The organism is Sphingomonas sp. MA1305 (assembly GCF_016107325.1).
Classification (GTDB): Bacteria; Pseudomonadota; Alphaproteobacteria; order Sphingomonadales; family Sphingomonadaceae; genus Sphingomonas.
This window is the reverse complement of the sequence record NZ_RCVT01000003.1, coordinates 267,166-289,260: the sequence shown is the minus strand read 5'-3', so window position 1 is coordinate 289,260 and position 22,095 is coordinate 267,166. Positions and strand designations below refer to the sequence as shown.

Annotated in this window: 19 protein-coding genes; 7 read left to right on the top strand and 12 right to left on the bottom strand. The window is 69.8% G+C overall.

What is annotated here, in order from left to right; genetic code table 11:
- Positions 1-10: 10 nt before the first annotated feature.
- The 9 genes from D9601_RS14290 to D9601_RS14250 all read right to left on the bottom strand — a co-directional run bounded on the left by D9601_RS14290 (position 11) and on the right by D9601_RS14250 (position 10,891).
- Positions 11-2,413 (bottom strand): TonB-dependent receptor, encoded by a 2,403-nt coding sequence (locus D9601_RS14290; protein WP_198354709.1) that lies wholly within the window; start codon positions 2,411-2,413, stop codon positions 11-13.
- A 98-nt stretch (positions 2,414-2,511) separates the two neighbouring features.
- Positions 2,512-2,889, bottom strand: coding sequence for a winged helix-turn-helix domain-containing protein (locus D9601_RS14285; protein ID WP_198354708.1), 378 nt, complete (start codon positions 2,887-2,889; stop codon positions 2,512-2,514).
- A 1-nt stretch (position 2,890) separates the two neighbouring features.
- Positions 2,891-3,097 carry a TOBE domain-containing protein gene (locus tag D9601_RS14280; RefSeq protein ID WP_198354707.1) on the bottom strand — a complete coding sequence of 69 codons (207 nt, stop codon included), beginning with the start codon at positions 3,095-3,097 and terminating at the stop codon, positions 2,891-2,893.
- A gap of 68 nt (positions 3,098-3,165) precedes the next feature.
- Positions 3,166-3,516, bottom strand: a complete 351-nt coding sequence (locus D9601_RS14275; protein ID WP_198354706.1) for a lysozyme inhibitor LprI family protein — start codon at positions 3,514-3,516, stop codon at positions 3,166-3,168.
- A gap of 56 nt (positions 3,517-3,572) precedes the next feature.
- Positions 3,573-4,106, bottom strand: a complete 534-nt coding sequence (locus D9601_RS14270; RefSeq protein ID WP_198354705.1) for a GNAT family N-acetyltransferase — start codon at positions 4,104-4,106, stop codon at positions 3,573-3,575.
- Complete coding sequence (locus tag D9601_RS20150) at positions 4,103-4,687, bottom strand: 4'-phosphopantetheinyl transferase family protein (protein ID WP_198354704.1); 585 nt, start codon at positions 4,685-4,687, stop codon at positions 4,103-4,105. The genes D9601_RS14270 and D9601_RS20150 overlap by 4 nt, the downstream gene beginning before the upstream one ends.
- Positions 4,684-8,712 carry a Pls/PosA family non-ribosomal peptide synthetase gene (locus D9601_RS14260; RefSeq protein ID WP_232474225.1) on the bottom strand — a complete coding sequence of 1,343 codons (4,029 nt, stop codon included), beginning with the start codon at positions 8,710-8,712 and terminating at the stop codon, positions 4,684-4,686. Before D9601_RS14260 ends, D9601_RS20150 begins: the two co-directional genes overlap by 4 nt.
- Before the next feature lie 57 nt (positions 8,713-8,769).
- Positions 8,770-9,312, bottom strand: a complete 543-nt coding sequence (locus tag D9601_RS14255; RefSeq protein ID WP_332838009.1) for a DUF4337 domain-containing protein — start codon at positions 9,310-9,312, stop codon at positions 8,770-8,772.
- Positions 9,313-9,430: 118 nt separating this feature from the next.
- Positions 9,431-10,891 carry a DUF4403 family protein gene (locus D9601_RS14250; protein WP_198354702.1) on the bottom strand — a complete coding sequence of 487 codons (1,461 nt, stop codon included), beginning with the start codon at positions 10,889-10,891 and terminating at the stop codon, positions 9,431-9,433.
- Positions 10,892-11,102: 211 nt separating this feature from the next.
- Here D9601_RS14250 and D9601_RS14245 point away from each other — a divergent pair, with 211 nt between their 5' ends.
- From D9601_RS14245 to D9601_RS14215, 7 genes are all read left to right on the top strand, one after another.
- Positions 11,103-13,142: an HAD family hydrolase gene (locus D9601_RS14245; RefSeq protein WP_198354701.1), complete on the top strand. Its 2,040-nt coding sequence runs from the start codon at positions 11,103-11,105 to the stop codon at positions 13,140-13,142.
- Positions 13,139-14,284, top strand: a complete 1,146-nt coding sequence (locus D9601_RS20145; RefSeq protein ID WP_198354700.1) for a glycosyltransferase — start codon at positions 13,139-13,141, stop codon at positions 14,282-14,284. Before D9601_RS14245 ends, D9601_RS20145 begins: the two co-directional genes overlap by 4 nt.
- Positions 14,281-15,204, top strand: a complete 924-nt coding sequence (locus tag D9601_RS14235) for a glycosyltransferase family 2 protein (protein ID WP_198354699.1) — start codon at positions 14,281-14,283, stop codon at positions 15,202-15,204. The genes D9601_RS20145 and D9601_RS14235 overlap by 4 nt, the downstream gene beginning before the upstream one ends.
- A complete protein-coding gene (locus tag D9601_RS14230) occupies positions 15,201-16,274 on the top strand; it encodes a glycosyltransferase (RefSeq protein ID WP_198354698.1) in 1,074 nt (357 codons plus the stop codon). Before D9601_RS14235 ends, D9601_RS14230 begins: the two co-directional genes overlap by 4 nt.
- Positions 16,271-17,167: a polysaccharide pyruvyl transferase family protein gene (locus D9601_RS14225; RefSeq protein ID WP_332838008.1), complete on the top strand. Its 897-nt coding sequence runs from the start codon at positions 16,271-16,273 to the stop codon at positions 17,165-17,167. The genes D9601_RS14230 and D9601_RS14225 overlap by 4 nt, the downstream gene beginning before the upstream one ends.
- A gap of 2 nt (positions 17,168-17,169) precedes the next feature.
- Complete coding sequence (locus D9601_RS14220) at positions 17,170-18,090, top strand: glycosyltransferase family 2 protein (RefSeq protein WP_198354910.1); 921 nt, start codon at positions 17,170-17,172, stop codon at positions 18,088-18,090.
- A 79-nt stretch (positions 18,091-18,169) separates the two neighbouring features.
- Positions 18,170-18,787, top strand: coding sequence for a 5'-methylthioadenosine/S-adenosylhomocysteine nucleosidase (locus D9601_RS14215; protein ID WP_198354697.1), 618 nt, complete (start codon positions 18,170-18,172; stop codon positions 18,785-18,787).
- A 16-nt stretch (positions 18,788-18,803) separates the two neighbouring features.
- Here D9601_RS14215 and D9601_RS14210 read toward each other — a convergent pair whose 3' ends face one another.
- The 3 genes from D9601_RS14210 to D9601_RS14200 form a co-directional block, all read right to left on the bottom strand.
- Entirely contained in the window at positions 18,804-20,273 is a 1,470-nt protein-coding gene (locus D9601_RS14210) for an HWE histidine kinase domain-containing protein (protein ID WP_232474224.1), read from the bottom strand.
- A 163-nt stretch (positions 20,274-20,436) separates the two neighbouring features.
- Positions 20,437-20,721 carry a CsbD family protein gene (locus tag D9601_RS14205; RefSeq protein ID WP_198354696.1) on the bottom strand — a complete coding sequence of 95 codons (285 nt, stop codon included), beginning with the start codon at positions 20,719-20,721 and terminating at the stop codon, positions 20,437-20,439.
- Positions 20,718-22,058 (bottom strand): mechanosensitive ion channel, encoded by a 1,341-nt coding sequence (locus D9601_RS14200; protein ID WP_198354695.1) that lies wholly within the window; start codon positions 22,056-22,058, stop codon positions 20,718-20,720. Before D9601_RS14200 ends, D9601_RS14205 begins: the two co-directional genes overlap by 4 nt.
- Positions 22,059-22,095 lie beyond the last annotated feature (37 nt).

The window sequence follows — 22,095 nt, the reverse complement described above, 5'->3', positions numbered from 1 at the left end:
GAGCGCCCGTTCAAAGATGGAACCTAATCGTCCCGCCGATCGTGCGCGGATCGCTGGGCGTGCCGAGGATCAGGCCGGAATTGCCCGCCTGGATGGTCAGGTTCTGGATATAGTCGGCGGCGAGCAGATTGCGCGCCCAGACGATCGCCTCAACCCCATCGGCGAAGCGATAGCCGATGTTGGCGTTGGTCAGATTATAGGCCCGGATATAGGTGAAGCGCGACAGGCTGGGGTCGCCGTTATAGCCGCTGCGCGAGGCGGTATCGACGTGCAGCATGATCTCGCCATCGCCCAGCGCACGGACGTAGTCGAGGCCGGCGGTGATCGCGAAGCGCGGCAACGACGCCAGCCGCCGGCCGGTCAGGCTGCATCGGGTGGTGGCGGCGGTCTGCACCTCCAGCGGGCATGGTCCGGCCGGATAGTCGCTGTAGCGGCCGTCCGCGTAAGCGGCGTTGGCCCGCAGGCTGAGGCCGGGGAGCAGGACGGCGGTGACATCCGCCTCGACCCCCTTCACCGTCACTTGGGGTATGTTCGACAGATAGCCGCGCAACTGCACCGTCTGGGTCAGCGAATTCTCGACCACCGTCGCCTGGAAGTCGCGCACCTTGGTGTAATAGCCGTCGATGTTGACGATCAGGCGACGATCGAACAGCGCGTTCTTCAGGCCGATCTCATAGGTCTCGTTGCGTTCGGGGCGGACGACCGCCGTGGCGAGCACCGGCTGGTTGGCATTGTCGAGCGGCAGGCCCGACATGTTGATGCCACCCGATTTGAAGCCGCGCGCATAGCTGGCGTAGGCGAGCGTGGTGTCGGTCGCCTGCCAGGCGAGATTGCCGCGGCCGGACAAGCTGCCGTCGCTGTCGTGCGCCTGGTAGCTCTGCGGCCGCAACACGCCGAGCCGCGCGCTGATCAGCGCGGCGTTGGTGGTGGCGGGTCCGCCGAAGACGGTGGTGGCGTAATAACCGTCCTTGTCCTCCTGCGTGTAGCGCAGCCCGAGCGTCGCGGTCAGCCGCGGGACGATCCGGTAATTGGCCTCGCCGAAGGCGGCATAGCTGGTGCTGCGGAAATCGGTGCGGCCGTCCTGGCCGTAGCCGTCGAGCAGATTGGCGGGCACCGGCGTATTGGCGGTGCCGGTGGTGGTGCCGATCAGATAGCGTGCCGCGGCCGGCCCGTAGATGCTGATCGGCCGGCCGGTCAGCCGCTGGCGGAAGCCGTAGAGGCCGACGACGTAGGACAAGCGCGCATCGCCGTTCGAGGCGAGGCGCAATTCCTGGCTATACTGGTCCTGGCGCGACGGGATATGCTGCGACAGCTGGACTGGGATGCCGGTATAGTCGCGGTCGTTTTCCGCATCCCAATTCCAGAAGCGCCACGCGCTGACCGAGGTGAGCGTTGCCGGCCCCAGGTTCCAGTCGGTGATCGCGCTGACCCCGCCCTCGTTGGTGTCGACGCCGAGCGGCCCGTCGATATCGGTCTTGCGATCGTAAGGATCGGTGCTCGCCGGCGTGTAACCGAATTGCGCGGCGAGACCGCTCGGGCCGCCGAACTGCCGGTTGGCCGCACGCAGGGACGTGCCGGTGCGCAGATAGACCTGGGTGCAGCAATAGGCCTGGAAATTGGTGAAGTCGGCGATGATCCGCATCTGGATCGTGTCGTCGGGCCTGACCAGCAATTGCCCGCGCACCGCCTGCGTCCCCAGCGTGTTGGCGGCACGGCCAGTGCGGACGTTGTCGAGCACGCCGTCGCGGCGGGTCGAGACGGCGGACACGCGATAGGCGATCGCGTCGCTGATCGGCCCCGACACCCAGCCGCGTGCCTGGACCGTGTCGTAGCTGCCGTAGGACAGTTCGGCGAACCCCTCGCGCGTGAAGGTCGGCGCGCGCGAACTGATGTTGAGCGCGCCGGCGGTGGTGTTCTTGCCGAACAGCGTTCCCTGCGGGCCGCGCAATTCCTCGACCCGCTCGATGTCGGCGAAGTCGAACGCCGCGGTCGCCGGACGGGCATGATAGACCTGGTCGATATAGACGCCGACGCCCGGCTCCAGCCCGTCGTTCGCCTGGCTGACCGCGACGACGCTCGATCCCAGGCCGCGGATGGTGAAGGCGGTGTTGCGCGGATTGGCGGAACTGTAGTTGAGGCTGGGGATCAGCGTCGTCAGCCCCTGGGTATTGATGGTGTAGCTGCGGTCGAGCAGCGCGCCGTCGACCACCGACAACGCAGCGGGCACCTGCTGCGCGCTTTCCGCGCGGCGGCGCGCGGTGACGATCACGTCGGGGACGGCGCCCTCCTCCGCTGGGCGGGCGCTGTCGGTGCCGTCGCCTTCGGTGGTGAGGATCTGCGTCTGTGCCCCGGCCTGGCCGGCGCTCAATGGTAGGGCCGCGGCGCACAGCAGCCACGCACAACGCTTCGTCATCGGTCGGATACCCCTATCGTGGCGGGGCAGCCCGCTCGTTATATCCATCGATATATCGAGGCTATATCCGTCCGTATATAGAAGATCGCGTCTTGCGGCTATTTCGCCGGCGGCAGCGGTTCCGGGCGCAGCAAGCCACGCAGCGTCGCATAGGCGGGGTCATCGGCGACTTGGGCGGCGGCGCGGCGCTCCAGCGCCTGATAGGCGGTGAGCACGACGCCGCCGGTCTCGGTGAGACGGGCGCCGCGCTCCAGCCCGCCGCCGCGCAGCGTCTCGACCAGCGGCGGATCGAAGCAGCGATTCATCTCGTCGACCAGCAGCCACGCCCGGCGATAGCTCATGCCGAGCGCGCGACCCGCCGCGGAGATCGATCCGTGGGTAGCGATCGCCTCCAGCAGCGCCGCCTTGCCCGGGCCGATCGCCGGCGCGTCGCCGCACGCCACCTGTAGCTTCAGCCAGAGCGGACCGATCTTCACGTCACTTGCCGATCATCACGTCGCTGGCCTTGACCACCACGGTGACCGTGTCGCCAACGGCGAGACCGAGGTCGTGCACCGCTTCCTCGGTGATGCTGGCGGTGACGATCGTGCCGTTGCCGATGTCGACCTTCACCGTGCCATTGACCGCGCCGGGGGTAATGGACGTGACCGTGCCGGCGATCTGGTTGCGTGCGCTGAGCCGCATGTCGGGACTTCTCCGTTGGTGTTGCCGGTGCCGCCTTATCGCGCCGAACCGGCGACCGCCACTGCGGGTCAGCGGAAGCGGGCGAGCCAGGCGGTGCGGCGATCGGTCTCGCGGGTCAGGCAGGCCGGATGATTGAGCCGCTCGATCGTGCCGACGCCATCCCCCGTCTGCAGCGGGCAGGCGGCGTCGCGCCGGGCGATCCAGCCGCGCTGTGCCTGCCGCAGCGCCGCCTGCCGTGCCGGCGGCAGCCGCCGCAGCGTCGCGCGATAGGTCGCGTTGAGCCTGGCGTCGGCGCGGCGATAGTCGGCGCCGAAACAGGCCGCCATCGCCGGCGTGACGCCACGCGCGGCCTCGCCGCTGTTGAGGCAGCGGTCGAGCTGGGGCGAGCTCGCGGCGATCAGCAGAGTGACAATGAGCATCGATCCTTCTCCTTACCAGCTCAACGCAGGTGCCGCGCGATCGACCCGCCCCGCCCCTACAGGTCGGCGACGTGCCGCTCGGCCGCGGCCAGCGCCGCGTCGCACGCCGCTACCAGCGCCGCCGCCGTCGTCGCCGCCAGATCGAAGCGCAGCTCGTGCATCGTCATGCCGGAGCGATAACCCTGCGGCCACACCGCCGTGGTCTCGAAGCCGCAGCGTTCGAAGAACGGCGCGACCCGCGGCGAGGTGTCGACGGTCACCCAGCGCGTCGCCGGCTCCGCCGCCTGCGCCGCATGCGCCAGCCGCGCGAACAGCAGCAGCCGCCCGAGCCCGGCGCGGTGGAAGCGCCGCGACGCCATGCCCCAATAGAGCAGCGCCTTGTTGTAATGTTCCCAGAGCTCGTAACCGCCGAAGGCGGCGGCGGCACCGTCGACGGTGACGACGAAGGCCGGGCCATCGGGATCGTCCAGCGTCTCCTCCAGCCACTCGCGGTCGCCGGCGCCGAAATATTCGGGGAGGTTGCTGTCGAAGATCGCCAGCACCGCCGCCCGGTCCGCGGGATCATAGGCCCGTACCGCCACCCGGCTCATGCCATTCCTCCTGCATCGGTCGCCCATATCGCGACCGTTTCGATCGCCGTGCCGGTGTCGCGCGTCCAGCAACGCGACCGGCCGTGACATTCCGCCGTGGCGTGGACGGCGTCGACCAGCCGCGTCGCGATCGCCTCCGCCGCCAGCCGTCGCGGCGTGCCGACCAACTTGGCGTGCGCCTCCTTGATCGTCCAGCGACGCAGCCATGCGCGCGGCCGTTCGGGCGCGGGCAGCGCCCGCACCGCCGCCGCCTCATCGGCGGTCAGCATGTCCCACAACGGCGGCGCCGCATCGACGATCTCGCGGTCGACCGCGATCGGCACGTCGGCAGCGGCGACCAGACAGGTGCCGCCGCGCCGCGACAGGCTGATATGCCAGCCGCCGGGACTGGCGACGCGCGGCGCGCCCTCGACATCGCGGGCCAGCCGAACGCGGTCGGCCTCGCCGCCGGCGAGATGCGCGACCAGAGCCCGGGCCGCCGCCTGCCGCGCCATCGGCCCCTCGTCCGCCAGGGCCCAAACCACGGCGCGCGCTGCGGGGTCGATCGCGGCGAGAGGCCCGTCGTACCAGACCGGCGTCACCCGCCGGTTGCGAGCCGTGCCGGGCTGCCTTCCCAATTGGTGCCGTCGGGCAGGGTCTCGCCCTTCATCACCACCGACAGATCGCCGAGCTGCGCGTCGGCGCCGACCTCCGCATCGTAGAGCACGATCGCCAGCGAGCCAATCGTCGCCCGGTCGCCGACGCGGATCGCGCCGACCTTCATCACCCGGTCTTCGAACAGATGCGTCTGCAAGCCGGCGAAATCGTTGAGCGCGACGTCGTCGCCGATCGTCACCAGATCGTGCTCGGTGAGGTCGGTCGTGTCGATGTAGCAGCGCCGACCGACCTTCGCCCCCATCAGCCTGAGGTAGAGGCCGAGCCACGGCGTGCCGCGCAAGGGCTCGAGCAGATTGGCGACCGCGAGATTCTCATATGTCGCGGTGACCAGCTCGGTGCGCCAGACGAAGGTGCTCCACAGCGGCGCGGTGGTCGCCTTGTAGCGGCCGACGACGAGCCATTTCAGCGCCAGCACGAACAGGCCGCAGGCCAGGCAGAAGCCGACATAGAGGAAGGGGAAGCTCAGGCCGATGATCAGCCCGCCGCGTTCGAGGTCGTCGAGGTCGCCGACGACAGACAACAGCAGGCTGAAGAAGACCAGGAAGGCGGTCAGCGACAGCGTCGTGCGCACCGCCTCGATCGCCAGACGGGTGGCGATCAGCCGCTTGGACGGATTGAAGCGTGCGCCCTCGTCGAACATCGTCGCGACCTGGCGCACCGGCAGGCGGATGGCCGGCGAGCCGAACCAGGTGCTGCCGCCGTCGGTGGCGAGCTTCGGATCCTCGGGCGGCTTGGACAAGACGCCGATCAGCACCTCGTCGCCGATCTGCGCGCCGCTCGGCAGCAGCGCCGAATTGCCGATGAAGCTGCGCCGGCCGATGCGGGTGTGCGCCAGTTCGATCGTGCCGTGGCCGATCCGCGCCGCGCCGAAGATCACCGAGTCGGCGATGAAGCTTTCCGCGCCGATCTCGACCAGGTCGGGGACGATCGCGCTGGCGGTGGAGATCTCCGCCCGGCGGCCAACCTTGACGCCCAGGGCGCGGTACCAGGGGATGACGTAGAGCGTCGCGAAGATGGGATGCAGCAGCCGCAGCGCCAGATCGTTGATCTGCTTCACCAGCCAGTAGCGGACGTAGAAGCCGCTGTCGGTGGCATAGATGCCGGGACGCACCTTGCCCAGGATCAGCCGTTTGGCCGCGACGGTCAGCACGCACATCATCACCACATAGGTGACCGCGAGCAGCGGCGAGACGAGGACATAGGCATAGCCGGTCGTCGCCCAGTCGAGCTCGATCAGCGCGATCAGGCCGGGGGCGATCGGCAGGATCGCGATGATCGGCAGCAGCAGCGCGCCGACCAGCAGGCTGACCGTCGCCAGCGGCGATTCCCCACGTGCCGGCATCGGCCGCGCCGGCACGTGATCGGCGAAGGACGCGGGCGAGCCGGTCCAGCGCTGGCGCGCCGGGATCGCCGTGTCCGCCTGCAGCGCCGACATGTCGTCGAGTACCGCATCCTCGCCCAGAGCGGCGTTGCGGCCGACCACCGACTGGGCCCCGACGAAGGCGCCCGGCCCCAGCGTGACGGTGCCAAGCCGCAGCAGGCCGCGCTCGACCGAACTGGTCGCCAGCACCGCCTGGTCGCTGACGATCGCATCGTCGCCGCAGGTGAACAGGTCGACCGTGTCGATCGTCCCCGCGCCGATATGCGCGCGCTTGCCGATCTTTGCGCCGAGCATCCGGTAATAGCCGCGGATCATCGGCGTACCGGCGAGATAGGGCGTGGCGGTGACGCCGATGATCCGGCGGACCAGCCACCAGCGGAAGTAATAGCCGCCCCACAGGGGATAATCGCCCGCCTTGAACCGGCCGACGATCACCCATTTGGCGACGATGGAGAACAGCATCGCCGCGATCGGCACGATGGTGAAGAAGGCGGCGCTGAGCGCCAGCGCTGTCAGCCGGTCGACCCGCCCGGCGAGGTGGGTGTAGGCGAGATAGGGCGAGAACCATTGCAGCCCGGCGAGCGCATAGATCGGCAACAGCGCGATCGTCTGCGCGGCGACGCACAGCCAGCGCTTCCACGCCGCGATGCGGTGGAAGCTCGCCGCATCCTGGACGACGGCGGGTGCCGCGCCGGCGACGCGCGCGGCGAGCGTCCGGATCGTCGGCGCGGCATAGACGTCTTCCAGCGACAGGCCGGCGAGCCCCGGCACCTTGCGCGCCGCCGACACCAGCCGCGCCGCCTTCAGCGAATGGCCGCCCAGATCCTCGAACAGATCGTCGGTGACCGATACCGGTTGCGGCGCGAAGGCCTCTGCCCAGACGCGGTGCAGCGCCTCCTCCATCGGTGTCGCCGGGGCGACGATGGTGCGGCCGGTGTCGACGCTGATCTCCGGCCGGACCAGCGCCTTGCGATCGACCTTGCCCGATGCGGGCAGCGTCGGCATCGCGGCGAGCAGCTTGTAGGCGGCGGGCCGCATATAGGTCGGCAGGCGCTCGGTGACCTTCGCCTTGATGGCGTCGACGTCGACCGTCTCGCCATTGCGCGCGACGATGAAGGCGGCGAGGAATTCCGATCCGTCATCGTCGGTGAACAAATGCACCACCGCCTGCGCGACGCCCGGCGCCTCGCCGATCACCGCCTCGATCTCCGCCAATTCGACGCGGAAGCCGCGGATCTTGACCTGGGTGTCGATGCGTCCGACGAAATCGATGTCGCCCGCCGCGTCGAGCCGCACGAGGTCGCCCGATCGATAGATCCGCTCCGCGGCGCCGGACGGCGTCATGAACGGCGTCATGGTAAACTTCTCGGCGGTGAGGTCGGGCCGGTTGACGTAGCCGACGCCGACGCCGGGGCCACCGATCACCAGCTCGCCCTCCTGCCCCGCCGCCACCGGCTGCAAATGTTCGTCGACGATCCAAGCGGTGTAGCCGGGCAAGGGCTTGCCGATCGTGATCCGCTGGCCGGGCGCGACCTCGGTCCAGGTGGCGGTGACCGACGTCTCGGTCGGGCCATAGGTGTTGAGCAGGCGCAGCCCCGGCCGCGCCAGCCGCCGCGGCAGGTCGGGCGGGCACGCCTCGCCGCCCATGTTGATCAGGCGCAGGCTCGGCACGGGATGTTCGACCAGCGCGATCAGCGACGGCACGACGTGCCAGATCGTCGTCCCCGCCGCGTCGAGCGCGATCGCGATGTCCGGCCCGCTGCTCGCCAGCGCCTCGGTCGCGACGAGCAGGCGCGCACCGATGAAGAAGGCGCTCCACATCGTCTCCACCGACATGTCGAACGCCAGGCTGAAGCCGCCGAACACGACATCCGTCGTCTCCAGCGCCAGGATCGCGCTTTCGGACCGGACGAGATGGCAGGCATTGGCCTGGGTGATCATCACCCCTTTCGGCCGGCCCGTCGTGCCGGAGGTATAGATGATATAGGCAAGGTCGTCGGGCGTCGCGCCGGTATCGGCGCGGCCGAGCGGCAGCACCGGTTCGGCGGCAAGATCGCCGAGTTCCGCATCGATCGCCAGCGTCGTACCGCCGAGGTCGCCCGCCCGGCTGGCGACGGTCAGGATCAGCGCCGCGCCGCTATCCTCGACGATGAAGTCGATGCGGTCGCGCGGATAGCCCCAGTCGACCGGGACATAGGCGGCGCCGGCGCGCAGCACGCCGAGGATCGCCATATATTGATCGAGCCCGCGCGGCAGGCACAGCACGACGCGGTCGCCGCGGCCGATCCCCATCGCGCGCAGGCGATGCGCCAGCGCCAGGCTGCGCCGGGCGAGCATGTCGTAGCTCCAGCTGGTGCTGCGGCCGAATTCCTCGCTGGCGCCGATCAGCTGCAGCGCGGTCGCGCCGCCGTGCTGACGACAGGTCGCGTCGAAGATCTCGTGCAGCAGCTCGTCGCGCGCATAGGGCTCCTCCGGGCGCAGCGCCGGCGCCGGGGTGATCGACGCATGCACCGTCGGGGCGTCATTGCCACTGATCGTCCTGGGCTGCGTCATCACGTCTGGCTGCATGCTACGTCCGTTCATCGTGTCGGCCCCGGCGTTAGCGTGCCGGGATCAGGATTGGGATCAGAACCAGGCGCCGATGCTGAGGCCGATGCCGATCAGCGCGAACACCCCCGCCCCGCGCAACAGCCAGTGCCGCCGGGTCAGCGCGCTGATCGAGGCGAGCGCGATGCCGATCTGCAGCAGCGACATGGCGATCGCGAGCTTGGTATGCGGGCGCAGCGCGCGGCGCGCCTCCTCGTCGGCCGCTTCGGATCGCCGGTCATAGGATTCGGCTGTGGCGCGCAGCGCATGACCACGGTGGGCGTAGCGTGCGACATCGGCGGCATGACGCGCCTGGTCCGACGGTGACAGCGCCGCCGTCGTTTCGGCGAGGTGACGCTTGATGTCCTCCGCCTGATAATAGGCCCAGGCGTCGGAGGCGCGCGCCTTCATCAGCACCGCCTCGTTCTTGTAATAGAGCGCGTCATTCTGCTCGTGGCCACCGAGGAAGCTGACGATCGCCCCGACCGTCGCCAGCAAGGCGGAAAAGATCGCGACCTGCTGGCCGAACGGCTCGCGGTGGTTCGCCCTCTCCTCGACCGCTTCCTCGTGTGCGCCCCGCACATCCCATTCTTCTGCCACGCGTCGGTTACTCTGATGCCGGATCGTGCGGATCCGGTTGGTTATCATAGAGGGAGAATGTTCACCTTCGGCACCCGTTCCGCGGCGCCGCCCGTCGCCGTCACGGCTTGATCGTCACCGACGCCGTGCCCTTCGCCCAGACCGGCAGGTAGAGGCCGGCGCCGGCCGCCTGCAGCTGGCCGGTCCGCGCCTCGCGCAGGTCGGCGTGGATGACGATGCTGCCGGTGCGTTTCTCGGCGATGGCGCGATCGACCTTGCCGATCAGCTCGACGTAGTCGCGCTCGAAATTCTGGGCGAGCGTCTCCGCCACCATCGTCGCGATGCCCGGCGCGTTGACGACGTCGAGCACCAGATCGCCGCCGGTCACGTCGGTGGTGCCGCTGACCGCGAGACCGTCGAAGCCGACGCGGCGCGAATTGGGCCGTGTCACCGGCTTGCCGGTCAGCCAGACGGTGCCGCGCGCCGGCTTGCCGCCCTGCCCCTCGACCGCGGTGAAGGTCAGGCCGACGGCGATGCGGCCGCCGGTGGTGCCATAGATCTGCACCCGCTGGAAATGCGCGCGCACCGGATTGAGGCCGGGCACGGCGAAGGGCCGTTGCTCGCGCTTGCGCAGGGCGCGGATCAGCACCGGCTCGAGCACCGCATAATCGGAAAAGACCGGGATGAAGAAGGCGGCGTCGCCCGACGGCGCGGCGAGCGGTTCGAGCGGCGGCAGCGGCGTCGGCGTCGGTGGCGCCGGTCGCGGGCCGATATGCGTCGCGGTGATCGCGCGCATGCCAAGGTTGAGGTGCATCCGCCCGCCGTCGATCGTGTAGCCGCCATATTGGAACGATTGCGGCTCGATCCGCATCCACACGGGTGGATGGTCGGCGTTGAGCGAGACGGTGGCGAAGGCGGTGCGCCAGGCCTGTTCGACCGCCTTGCGCACGCCGATGCGGCCGAGCTCGCCGGGCAGTTCGCGCTCCAGCTTGGCGACGACGGGGGCGAGCTTGCGGTCGGCCTGTTCGGTCAGGTCGACCTTGACGCCGAGCAGGTCGATATGCGGCGTGTCGGTCCAGTCATAATCGAGGCGGAGCGTACCGCGCGGCGTCCAGTCGCGCGCCAGCGACAGCGTGATCACGGCATGTGCGACCGCATCCGCCGTCGCCGTCTCGTGCAGCACGCCGCCGATATCCTCGGCGCGGACGACGGCGTGGAGCGGAATCGTGGCGCGGATCGTCCGGCCGCTGCCGGCGATGCGGATCGCCCCGCGCGTCACGTCACCGACGATATGGCATTTGACCTTCGGGGTCTTCAGCTTGGCGATGCCAAGGTCGATCGTCTTGTGTCCGGCGCAGATCTGATCGGGCTTGTCGACCCGCCACAGCGTGCGCGGGACGTTGCGGTCGAGCAGCCGCTGCAGGTCGCCCATGTCGACATCGACCGGCACCGCGATTTCGGACGGAGTCGGCTTCACCGTGATCGCATCGTTGGCGCGCGGCGGCTGGCCCTGGTGCCGCTGGCAGCCGGTGAGCAGCATCGCGGCAACGATGATCGGCGCGGCCCAGCCCCGCGATACCATCCTCTCGCCCATGATCCTCCCGCTGCCGTCCTGATCGACGTTAGCTTTGCGAGATGCGCGGTGGCCGCCGATTTGACAAGCCGCCGCGGACGCACGGCGCCGACGCGACCCTGCGATCCCATCATGGGAAACTGATCCAAGTAATTAATTCGGGACCGATTCACCCTGTGTGGCGTTCGTCCCGTCGTAAAACAGCGAAAAAGGGGCGCTCGTGATCATTCTTCATCTGGCGCTCGGCGGCTGTCTGAAATCGCCCCCTACCCATTTCGGCATCACCGCTGATACCGGCGGTCATATCGCCTACGTCCTAGACGCGGCGTGCCACCAGGCGCTGCGCGACGACGTCGAGCAGGTGATCATCGCAACCCGCGCCTTCGACGACGCGCGGCTGGGCGCAGACTATGCGGTGGCGCGCGAGACGGTCGCGGCCAAGGTGGCGATCCATCGCATCGCGACCGCCGATCGACGCTATTTGGAAAAGGAAGCATTGGGCGCGGAGCTGCCCGCATTTGCCGAGGCCTTCTGCGACTATCTCGCCATGGCGCCGCGCCGGCCGGACGTGATCCACGCCCATTTCGCCGATGCGGCCGCCGTCGCGACTGTCGTGCAACGCCGGTTCGGCATCCCCTTCGTCTACACCCCGCACGCATTGGGCATCGACAAGCGCGCACAAAACATCGACGGCGCCGATCTGGACGCGCGTATCGCCGCCGAACGGCGCGCCATCGCCGGTGCCGCGGCGATCATCGTGTCGACCCGCGACGAGGCGGAGCGGCAGGTCGGCGGCTATCGGGTAGAGGTGGGCGAGCGCGTCCACCCCGTCGCACCGGGCGTGCCGCGCCGCGACCTGATACCGGCGGCGCCGACGATCGCCGACCGGCTGGGCGACTGGCTCGACCAGCCCGAACGGCCGATCATCCTCGCCATCGCCCGTCCGGTCGCCAAGAAGAATCTCGCGATGCTGGTACGCGCCTATCGCGACGACGCCGTGCTGCGCGACACCGCCAATCTGGTGATCGTCGCCGGCCAGCACGACCATGGCTGCGACGACGAACGCGCAGTCCTGGCGGAATTGCGCGATCTTGCCGCCGATCCGCGGCTGGCGGGACGCGTCGCGCTGCCGCGGCAGCACGACGTCGACGATGTCGCCGCCCTCTACCGGCGCGCCGCGGCGGGCGGCGTGTTCGTCAATGCCGCGCTGCACGAACCGTTCGGGCTGACCCTGGTCGAGGCAGCGGCGGCCGGCGTGCCGGTGGTCGCCACCCACAATGGCGGTCCGGTCGAGATCGTCGCGACGATCGGCCACGGCCTGCTCGTCGACCCCACCGACCCAGCGGCCATCGCCGCCGCCATCGCCGCGATCGTCACCAATCCCGCCCGCCACGCCGCCCTTGCCGCAGCCGGCGCAGCGGGCGCCGACCATTATTGCTGGCACCGCTATGCGGCGGCGACGCGCGGCATCTACGCGGATCTGGCGGCACCGCGTCTGCTCGCCAGCGACATCGACAATACGCTGACCGGCGATGCGGCGGCGGCAGAGGCCTTTGCAGCGTGGCGCGCGGGCAGCGCGTTGCCGTTCGTCGTCGCTACCGGGCGCAGCTTCGATGCCGCACGGATGATCCTGCGTCGCTGGCGTCTGCCGCAGCCGGATGCCTTCATCGTCGACGTCGGCACGCGGTTGATCCTCGCCGACGGCCATGGCGGGTGGCGCGAATGCGCGGACTATGCCGCCAGCCTCGACACCCAGTGGGACCGCGCGGGCGTCGCCGCCGCGCTCGCCCCGCTCGGCATCACGCCGCAGCCGCCGGCGACGGAGGGGCGGCACAAGATCAGCTTTTACGGCGATGCCGCGGACGCCGCCCGTATTCGTGCGACCTTGGCCGAGGCCGGCCTCGCCGCCCGCGTCATCTTCTCGCACGACCGGCTGATCGACGTGCTCGCACCCACCGGTGGCAAGGCCCAGGCGATCGCCGCTTATGCCGCGCGCTTCGGGTGGACGCTCGCCGACTGCATCGCCGCGGGTGACAGCGGCAACGACGCCGACATGCTGACCGCCTGTGGCCATGCCATCGTCGTCGGCAACGCGAGCGCCGACCTTGCCGATCTGCCCGTCCGCGCCGGATTGCATCGCGTCGCTGCACGCCACGCCGCCGGGGTGCTGCAGGGTCTTGCCGCACTGGGCCTGGCCGATGCCGATATCGCTGCGCCGCCGCTGGTGGCGGTGGCGGTGGCGGTGGCGGTGGCGGCGTGACACGTCCGTTCGGCTATTTCGTCCACCATCAAGGCCGTGGCCATGCCGAGCGTTGTGCCGCGATCGCGCAGGCGCTGCCGCCGACCCGGCCGATGACGGTGTTCTGCGCGCGCGACGATATTTTTCCGCCATTGCCCGCGCAGGTCGACATCGTCCGGCTGCCGTCGTTGTTCGAGCCGAGCGGCGACGAGCCGGGAACGATGGACTGGGTGCCGACGCCCGTCACGCTGCATTGCGCGCCGCTCGGCTGGCCCGGCATCCGCCACGCGATGGCAACGCTCGCCGCCTGGTTCGACCGCGCCGATCCGGCGCTGATGATCTGCGACGTCTCGGCGGAGGTGGCGCAATTGGCGCGCATCTGTTCGGTGCCGCACGTCAAGGTGTTGCAGCACGGCGACCGCGACGATCCCGGCCATCGCGCTGCCTATGACGGCGCCGCCGGCCTGCTCGCGCCCTTCCATGCCGAGCTGGCCCAGCCCGAATGGGATGCGGGTCTGCGCGCCAAGACCTGCTTCGCGGGCGGGCTGGGCGTCGACGTGCGAATTCCCGAGCGGGAGGTGGCACGTCAGCGGATCGGCGTCGGCGCCGACGAGGAGATGATCCTGGTCGTTTCCGGCGGCGGCGGCGAGGGCTTTTCGCAGGCGCCGCTGGGCGTCGGTGCCCGTGCCCGGCCGGCAGCCCGCTGGGTGACGATCGGCAAGGTGCAGCGCGACTGGCATGCCACCGAGCCGACCAATATCGAACATCGCGGCTGGGTGGAGGATGCCGCCGACCATATCGCCGCTGCCGACCTGATCATCGCCTCGACCGGCAACACCACTTGCCAGCAGATTCTCGCCGCCGGGCGGCCGTGGCTGGCGATCCCCGAATGGCGCTATTTCGACGAACAGCATCGCAAGGCGGAGGCACTCGCCGCGGCCGGCGTTGCCACCGTCCGCCCGCACCTGCCCTCGTCGGCGCATGCCTGGGACGCGGCGCTCGCCGAGACGCTCGCCGCGCACCGGCCGCTGCGCCAGCGCGCGATGATCGACGACGCCCCCGCCGATCGCATCGCCCTCTGGCTGGAAGCGCTTGCCGACCGGCTGTGGACGCCGCTGCCCTTTCCCCTCCCCCTCACGCCCATGGAGCGCCACCCCCAATGACATCCGTTTCCGTCGTCACGCTGGCGAAGGGCCGCCCCGATCACCTCGCCAATGTCGTTATCGGCCTGTCGCGGCAGACGCATCTGCCGATCGAGCTGGTCGTCGCGGTGATGCAGGACGAACTCTACGTCCTGCCGGAAGCGCCATTCCCGATCCGGCAGATGCAGGTCACGGCGGAGACGCTGCCGCTGGCGATGGCGCGCAACGTCGCCGCGGGCGCGTCGGGCGGCGACATCCTCGTCTTCCTCGACATGGATTGCATCCCGGCGCCCGAGCTGGTCGCCGATTACGTCGCGAGGATGGCGGAATGCGACGGCTTGCTGATGGGCGAGGTGATGTATCTGCCCGGCGGCGCGACCGCGGGCGATTGGCGCTACGATGCGTTCGCCGCGGTGGCGGAGAAGCATTCCGATCGCCGCGGCCCGCCGCCGGAGGGCTGGGAGATTTGCACCGACTATCGCTGCTTCTGGTCGCTCAATTTCGCGATGCGGCGCGACACCTTCCTCAGCACCGGCGGCTTCGACGAACGTTATGCCGGCTATGGCGGCGAGGACACCGATTTCGGCAAGACGCTGGACGCCGCCGGCGTGCCGATCGCGTGGATCAAGGGCGGCCTCGCCTATCATCAATATCACCCGCATCACATGCCGCCGGTCCACCACCTCGACAGCGTCGTGCGCAACGCCCAGCTGTTCGAGGCGAAATGGGGCTATCGGACGATGGGCCATTGGCTGCACGCCTTTCGTCTGATGGGACTGATCGACGACACGCCCGGCCGGCCGATCCGCATCGTCCGCCGCCCGGACGACGGCGACCTGTCGCTGACCGGCCAGCAGAGCCACCAGCCCTATGCCAATACCGCGCGCGTGCTGCAGCTGCTGGAGGCGGAGGCGGCGTCGCGGGCCATCGTCGCAGCATGAGGATCGCGATCCTTGCCCATGTCCGCCAGCGCATCGCCGAGCCGTTCGCCGGCGGCATGGAGGCGCATGCCTGGCAACTGGCGGCGGGGCTGCAGGCACGCGGCCATGACGTCGTCCTGTTCGCCTCCGGCGACAGCGACCCGCGCTTCACCATCGATCCCGTCGTCGCGCAGCATTATGAGCTGACCTTCCCCTGGGCGGAGCATCGCGGATCGCAGCCGCTGATCGCGCATCTCGACGCCGGCTATGCCGCCGCCTGCGACCGGATCGCGGCGGGCGGCTTCGACGTCGTCCACAACAACAGCCTGCATCGCTTCCCGCTCGAGCAGCGGCGGACCGCGATGGTGCCGACGGTAACCTCGCTGCACGTGCCGCCCTATGACGCGCTCCACTGGTTCGTGTCGTCGAGCCCCGCACCGCGCCACCGGCTGACCGTCACCTCGGCGCGGCAGCTCGCCGCCTGGTGGCCGGAGGGGGCGCCGCCCGAGGCCTCGGTGCTGCACAATGGCATCGACGTCGCGCGTTGGCCCTATGTGCCGCAAGGCAATGGCGAGGCGATCTGGTGCGGTCGCATCACCCCCAACAAGGGTCCGCATCTCGCCGCCCGTGCGGCGCGACAAGCGGGCGTGCGGCTGACCCTGTTCGGCGCGATCGAGGACCCGGAGTATTGGCAGGCGGAGCTGGCGCCGCTGATCGGCCCCGACATCGTCTATGGCGGTCACCTCGACGCGCAGGCGCTCGCCGCGGAGCTCGGCCGTGCCTCGGTGTTCGTGTTCACGCCCTGCTGGGACGAGCCCTTCGGTCTGGTCGCGGCGGAGGCGATGGCCTGCGGCCTGCCCGTCGCCGCCTTTGACGCCGGTGCCGCGCGCGAGGTGATCGGCGACGCCGGCGCCTTCGCCGCGCCCGGCGACGTCGACGGCCTGGCGCGGGCGATCCAGGCCGCGCTGGCGATCCCGGCGTCGGTGCCGCGCGAGCGCGTGCTGCGGATGTTCACGCACGACCATATGCTCGACCGCTGCGAGGCCCTGTACCACGCCGTCATCCATGGCGACGCGGCCCTCGCCGCGTGAGCGACGTGATCGCGACGCAGCGGGCCGCCCTCGACCGGATGTACCGCACGCATGTCGGCCCGGGCGACGCCTATGCGCTGCTCGACTTCCCCGATCACGCCAATGTCGGCGACAGCGCGATCTGGCTCGGCGAAGTGACGATGCTGCGCGCCATCACCGGACGCGAGCCGGATTACGTGTGCTGCTGGCACGACTTCGATCCCGCCGCGCTGCGCCGTGCCTGCCCCGACGGCGTCGTGTTCCTGCACGGCGGCGGCAATCTCGGTGATATCTGGCCGCATCACCAGCGGCTGCGCGAGGCGGTGCTCGCGACCCTTGCCGACCGGCGGGTGGTCCAGTTGCCGCAGTCGATCCATTTCGCCGATCCTGCCGCCGCCGACCGCTTCCGCCAAACCGCCCTCGCCCACCCCGATCTGACGCTCTACGTCCGCGACGCCGCGAGCCTCGCCATCGCCCGCGCGATGATCGGTGATCGCGCGCAGCTCGCGCCCGATTCCGCCTTCGCACTCGGCGCGCAGCCGCGCGGTGTGGCGACCGTACCGCTGCTCGCGCTGCTGCGCACCGACAGCGAGCGCAGCGAACGCAGCGGCCCTCCCCCGCCCGAGGCGACGATCGTCGACTGGCTCGACGAACCGCCGACGACGGGCAGTCACGAAGCGCAGGCAGCGGCGCGGGTCCGCCGCGGGCTCGATCTGCTTGCGCAGGGCGAGACGATCGTCACCGACCGGCTGCACGGCCATATCCTGGCGCTGCTGCTCGGCATCCCGCACGTCGTGCTCGACAATCATTACGGCAAGGTCGGCGCCTATCGCGACGCCTGGACCGCCGCCTCGCCGCTGGCGCGCCAGGCCGGCGACTGGGCGGAGGTGATGGCGGTACAGGTCGGGGCGTGACCATGACGCCGGACGTCAGCCTGCTGGTCTGCACGCGCGATCGCGGGGCGGCGCTGTCGACGCTGCTGGCGTCGATCACATGCGCCGCCGCGCAGGCGCCGGCGATCGTGATCGAGGCGGTGATCGTCGACAACGGCTCGCGCGACGACACCGCGGAACGGCTGCGCCGCTGGGCCGCGGACCAGCGCTTTCCAGTACGGCTGCTGCGGGAGGAACGGCCCGGCCTCGCGCGCGCCCGCAATGCCGGCCTGGCAGGGGTGCGCGGCCGGATCGTTGCGATGACCGACGACGATTGCGTGCTCCATCCGGATTATTTCCTTGGGCTGGTCGATGTGTTCGCCGAGGTCGACCGGCCGGCGGTGATCGGCGGGCGCATCCTGCCGGGGAACGCCGCCGACCTGCCGGTGACGCTGAAGACCGAGGATCATCCGATGGTCGCGGCGCCCGACGCCTTTCCCGGCGGCTTCGTGATGGGCGCCAATCTCGCCCTGTCGGCCGAGGTGATCGCGCGGGTTGGGCGCTTCGACGAGCGGTTCGGCGCGGGCGCGCGCTTCGTCGCCGCGGAGGACACCGACTTCCTGCTGCGGGTGCAGCATGCCGGTTTCGCGATCCTGTACGACCCGCGCTTCACCGTCGACCATCATCACGGCCGTCGTGCGATCCCAGACGAGACGCGGCTGCTCGCCGGCTATAGTTTCGGCGACGGCGCCCTCTACGCCAAACACTGGCGCGGCGACCGGCGGGTGCGCGTCTTCCTGCTCCGCGACGTCGCCAGCGTCGCGCAGGACGTGACACGGCCGATCACCACCCACCGCGGCATCCGCCACTTCCACCTTTTCCGCCTGCGCCACAAATTGCGCGGCATGGTCGCCTATTGGACCGCACCGGCCGAGGCGGAGGGTGCGCCGCGACACGCCGGCTGACGAGAGGGTAGAACGGCGATAGGAGCGTGGCCGCGCGTTGAGTGCTAGGCAGCACGCGTCCAACCGGGAACCGACACCCATGCAACTGACGACCGCGGGCGATCGCCGCATCCTGTTCGTGATGGCCACCGATCACGAATATGGCACTCACCTGCGTGCGCGGATCGATCCGCTGATCACCGGCGTCGGCCCGATCGAGGCGGCGATCGGGACAACGCTCTGCCTGCAGACGCTCGCGGCGTCCGGTGATCGGCCCGACCTCGTCGTCTCGCTCGGATCGGCGGGATCCCGGCGGTTGCCGCTCGCCTCGGTGCATCAGATCGCCAGCGTTGCGTGGCGCGACATCGACGCCTCGCCGATCGGCTTTCCGCGCGGCATCACACCCTTTGCCGACCATCAGGCGGTGATGCCGCTGGCGACGCCGATCGCCGGCATGAGCCTGGCGACGCTGTCGACCGGCAGCGACATCGTCGTCGGCACCGCCTACGACGCGATCGACGCCGATTTGGTCGACATGGAGACCTTCGCGGTGCTGCGGGCCTGCCAGCGGTTCGGCGTGCCGCTCGCCGCGCTGCGCGGCGTGTCGGACGGGCCGGGCGAACTCGACGGCGTCGACGGCTGGACCGCCCTGCTGCCGGTGCTCGACCAGCGTCTGGCCGAGGCAGTCGACCGGTTGGTCGGCCGGCCGAGCGAATAACCGCCGGCGGGCGGTGTCAGCGACGGGTCGAGGCGGCGAGCGGCGACACGGCGGTGAACAGCACACCGCTAGCGCGATACTCGACCTCGGCACGGCCGCCCGTCTCCTTGGCGAGCAGCATGCGCAATAGCCGTGTCCCGAAACCGTCGCCGGCCGGCGCGGCGACCGCCGGGCCGCCATGTTCGCTCCACGTCAGGTGGAGATGGTCGCCGTCGTCGTCGGTGGCGATCGACCAGCTGACGTCGATGCCGCCGTCCGCGACCGACAGCGCGCCATATTTCACCGAATTGGTGGCGAGTTCGTGCAGGCCGAGCGCATATGCAGTGACCAGCCGCTGCGGCAGTTCGAGATCGGGCCCGGTCAGCGTGAAGCGCGCCGCATCCTCCACCCCGAACGGCGCCAGCGTCCGCTCGATCAGTTCGCGCATCGAGATGCTGCCGAAATCGCCGCGGACCAGCAGGTCGTGCGCCGCCGCCATCGCCTGGATTCGCGCGCGGATCGCATCCTCCGCCGCCTCGATCGATCCGGCCCGGCGCAGCGTCTGCGACACCATGCCCTGCATCACCGCCAGCGTGTTCTTGACGCGATGGCCGAGCTCGCGCGCCTGCAGCACGCGCTGCTCCTGCACCAGCCGCCGCGCGGTGATGTCCTGCGTCGTGCCCGCCAGCACCAGCGGCGTGCCGTCGACGGCATAGGTCGCCTCGCCGCGGATCTGCACCCAGCGTTCCTCCCCCGCCGGGGTCGTCACGCGATATTCCGTGTCGAGCAAGGTGCGATTGGCGATCGCCGCGTCGATCGCCTCGACATGGCCGACCAGATCGTCGGTGTGGATCGAGGCGCGCAGATCGGCGAGCGTCAGCGGCTCGTCCGGCTGGCGGCCGCAGATCGCCTTGCATTGGTCGGAGGCGGAAAGGCTGTTGTCGCTGAGGTCGATGCTCCACACGCCGAGCCGGCCGGCCTCCAGCGCGAAGCGCAGCCGCTGCTCGGTCGCGACCAGTTCGAGCGTCCGCCGCGCCACCTCCCCTTCTAGCTCGCTGCGATCGCGCTCGAGCAGCGCGAGCCGTTCGCGCTCCAGCGTCACGTCGAGCTGCGATGCGAAGAAATAGGTGAGCGTGCCGTCCTCGTCGAACACCGGCGAGACGAGCAACCGGTTCCAGAAGGTGGTGCCGTCGGCGCGATAGTTGAGCAGGTCGAGTTCGATCGTCTCCCGATCGGCGATGGCGGCGGCGAGCCGGGCGACCTCGGCACGATCGGTGTCCGGCCCCTGCAGGAAGCGGCAATTGCGGCCGAGGATCGCCTCGCGGTCATAGCCGGTCAGCCGGGCGAAGGCGGCATTGGCGAAGACGATGGGATTGTCGTCGAGCCGCGCATCGGTGATCAGCATCGGCATCCGAGTCGCGCGCACGGCCGACGAGAAGGGATCAGGCCCACCGCCCGCCCGTGTCAGTTCGCGGACGATCCGCGCCTCTTCCGTAAAGTTCGGCAATCCCTGTTATTCCGGCTTCTGGCCCCCCGGCCCACCCAAACCATACACATAGGTTAAAGATAGTCGAGATGGGGCGGCGGCTTCCGCGCCGATCGGGCGCCTTTGGTCGGCAGCCGGTCGATGGCGAGCGGGGCAGGAACGTCCGCGTCCCTGCCCCGACCCATTACTTGCCGCGCAGCGTGTTGAGCACCGCGATGCCCAGGACCCCGCCGAGCGCCGCGGCGGTGAACGGCCGTTCGTGGATGAACTGGCGGGCATAGTCGACGACGGGGCGGATCGTCCCCTCGACCATGTCCTTGGCGTCGCCATAGGCCTGGCGGGCGGTGCCGGTCGCCTGGTCGGCCTTGCCTTCCGCCTTCAGCGTGGTGTCACCGGTGGCCGATCCCAGGCCTTCCTTGATCTTGCCGCCAAGGTCGGCGGCCTGGCCGGCGATGCTGTCGAGGTTCATTGTGCGTCTCCATCACGATGGGGGGTGGACAGGGAAGTGTCGGACTCTGCCGTAAAGCGCGTATCGGCCGTTTGGTTGCGCGGCGCGGCGTCGTCGTGGCGACCGGCGAGCAGCCGGGCCACCGCCCGCTTCGCCGGTTCGCGGCCACCCAGGCCGAAGGCGAGCGCGAACGCCACCGCCAGCGCGCCGAGTAGCAGTCCGAATGCCATGTTGATGATGTCGTTGGCGAGACCCATGAAGCGCAGGCCGATCGCGGTGCCGAGGATGATGATCGCGACGCGTACCACCGGGGCGGCGATGCGCGTGCCGTCGTCGGCGCTGCGCTCGATCGCGCGGCCGATCAGCCGGGCGATGACCACCGCGGCAAAGATGATCACCGAGCCGAACACGACCTGGCCGAACAGCGTCAGCACCTCGGCCATGATCCGCGAGCCATAGGTGAACTGCAGCTGGCGGAAAGCCTCCATCAGGCCGAAGATCAGCACCGCGACCAGCACGCCGTTGCCGACCAGCGCCGACGGACGGTAGCGCGCCGCCTCGCCCGACTGATTCCAGATGCCCGTCGACATGACGGCGCGGTCGAAGCCGGTGGTGCCGAGGAATTGGACCAGCAGCCGCGACGCGAAGCGGCCGATCGCATAGGCGACCGCGAGGATCAGCGCCGCGGCGATGACGTGCGGAATGGCGTCGAGGATGATGCGCAGCATCGCGGTCGCCGGCTGCGAGATCGCCCCGATGTTGAGCGTGTCGAGCGCCGCGATCGCCACCGGGATGATGATCAGCGCAAAGACGATCGCGCCGAGCGTGCGCGACAGCATCGTCGGATCGGCGGGCGCGGAATCGCCCAGGCGCGCCGAGAAGCGTTCGACATGGCTGACCGACACCACCGCCTCGACCGCCTTGCGCGCCACCTTGGCAAGCACATAGCCGAGGAAGAAGATCAGGCTGGCGCCGATGATGTGCGGAACGGCCTGGCCGAAGCCGCGCAACATGTCGGCGAGCGGTCCGGTCGCGCCGGTCAGGCCGAGCGGCTGCGTGGCGAGAAACAGCGCGATCAGCAGCACGACCCAATAAGCGGCGTCGCCGACCTGGGCGCCGATGCTGGACGGATGCCGCACGTCGAGGCCCGGTTCGTTGGCGTGGCGGGCGAGCGGCGTGCGGTTGACCAGCTTGGCAACCGCCCATTTCGCGCCGCGCGCAACGACCCAGCCGATCACCAGGATGATCAGCGCGGCGAGGATGCGCGGCAGCCATTGTTCGGCGAAGACGAGCAATTGCGTGCCGAATTCGCGGCCGTTCGACACCACGGTGTCGCCGGCATAAGTCACGTCATTCATGAAGATACGGGTCCTTTACGCAGGATCGGGAGAGCCC

Coding starts and splice junctions, on each gene's coding strand:
- D9601_RS14290 (WP_198354709.1), bottom strand. CDS start 2,413: ATGACGAAGCGTTGTGCGTGGCTGCTGTGCGCCGCGGCCCTACCATTG.
- D9601_RS14205 (WP_198354696.1), bottom strand. CDS start 20,721: ATGAACCTCGACAGCATCGCCGGCCAGGCCGCCGACCTTGGCGGCAAG.
- D9601_RS14230 (WP_198354698.1), top strand. CDS start 15,201: ATGAGGATCGCGATCCTTGCCCATGTCCGCCAGCGCATCGCCGAGCCG.
- D9601_RS14280 (WP_198354707.1), bottom strand. CDS start 3,097: ATGCGGCTCAGCGCACGCAACCAGATCGCCGGCACGGTCACGTCCATT.
- D9601_RS14275 (WP_198354706.1), bottom strand. CDS start 3,516: ATGCTCATTGTCACTCTGCTGATCGCCGCGAGCTCGCCCCAGCTCGAC.
- D9601_RS14200 (WP_198354695.1), bottom strand. CDS start 22,058: ATGAATGACGTGACTTATGCCGGCGACACCGTGGTGTCGAACGGCCGC.
- D9601_RS14260 (WP_232474225.1), bottom strand. CDS start 8,712: ATGCAGCCAGACGTGATGACGCAGCCCAGGACGATCAGTGGCAATGAC.
- D9601_RS14220 (WP_198354910.1), top strand. CDS start 17,170: ATGACGCCGGACGTCAGCCTGCTGGTCTGCACGCGCGATCGCGGGGCG.
- D9601_RS14215 (WP_198354697.1), top strand. CDS start 18,170: ATGCAACTGACGACCGCGGGCGATCGCCGCATCCTGTTCGTGATGGCC.
- D9601_RS14270 (WP_198354705.1), bottom strand. CDS start 4,106: ATGAGCCGGGTGGCGGTACGGGCCTATGATCCCGCGGACCGGGCGGCG.
- D9601_RS14250 (WP_198354702.1), bottom strand. CDS start 10,891: ATGGTATCGCGGGGCTGGGCCGCGCCGATCATCGTTGCCGCGATGCTG.
- D9601_RS14235 (WP_198354699.1), top strand. CDS start 14,281: ATGACATCCGTTTCCGTCGTCACGCTGGCGAAGGGCCGCCCCGATCAC.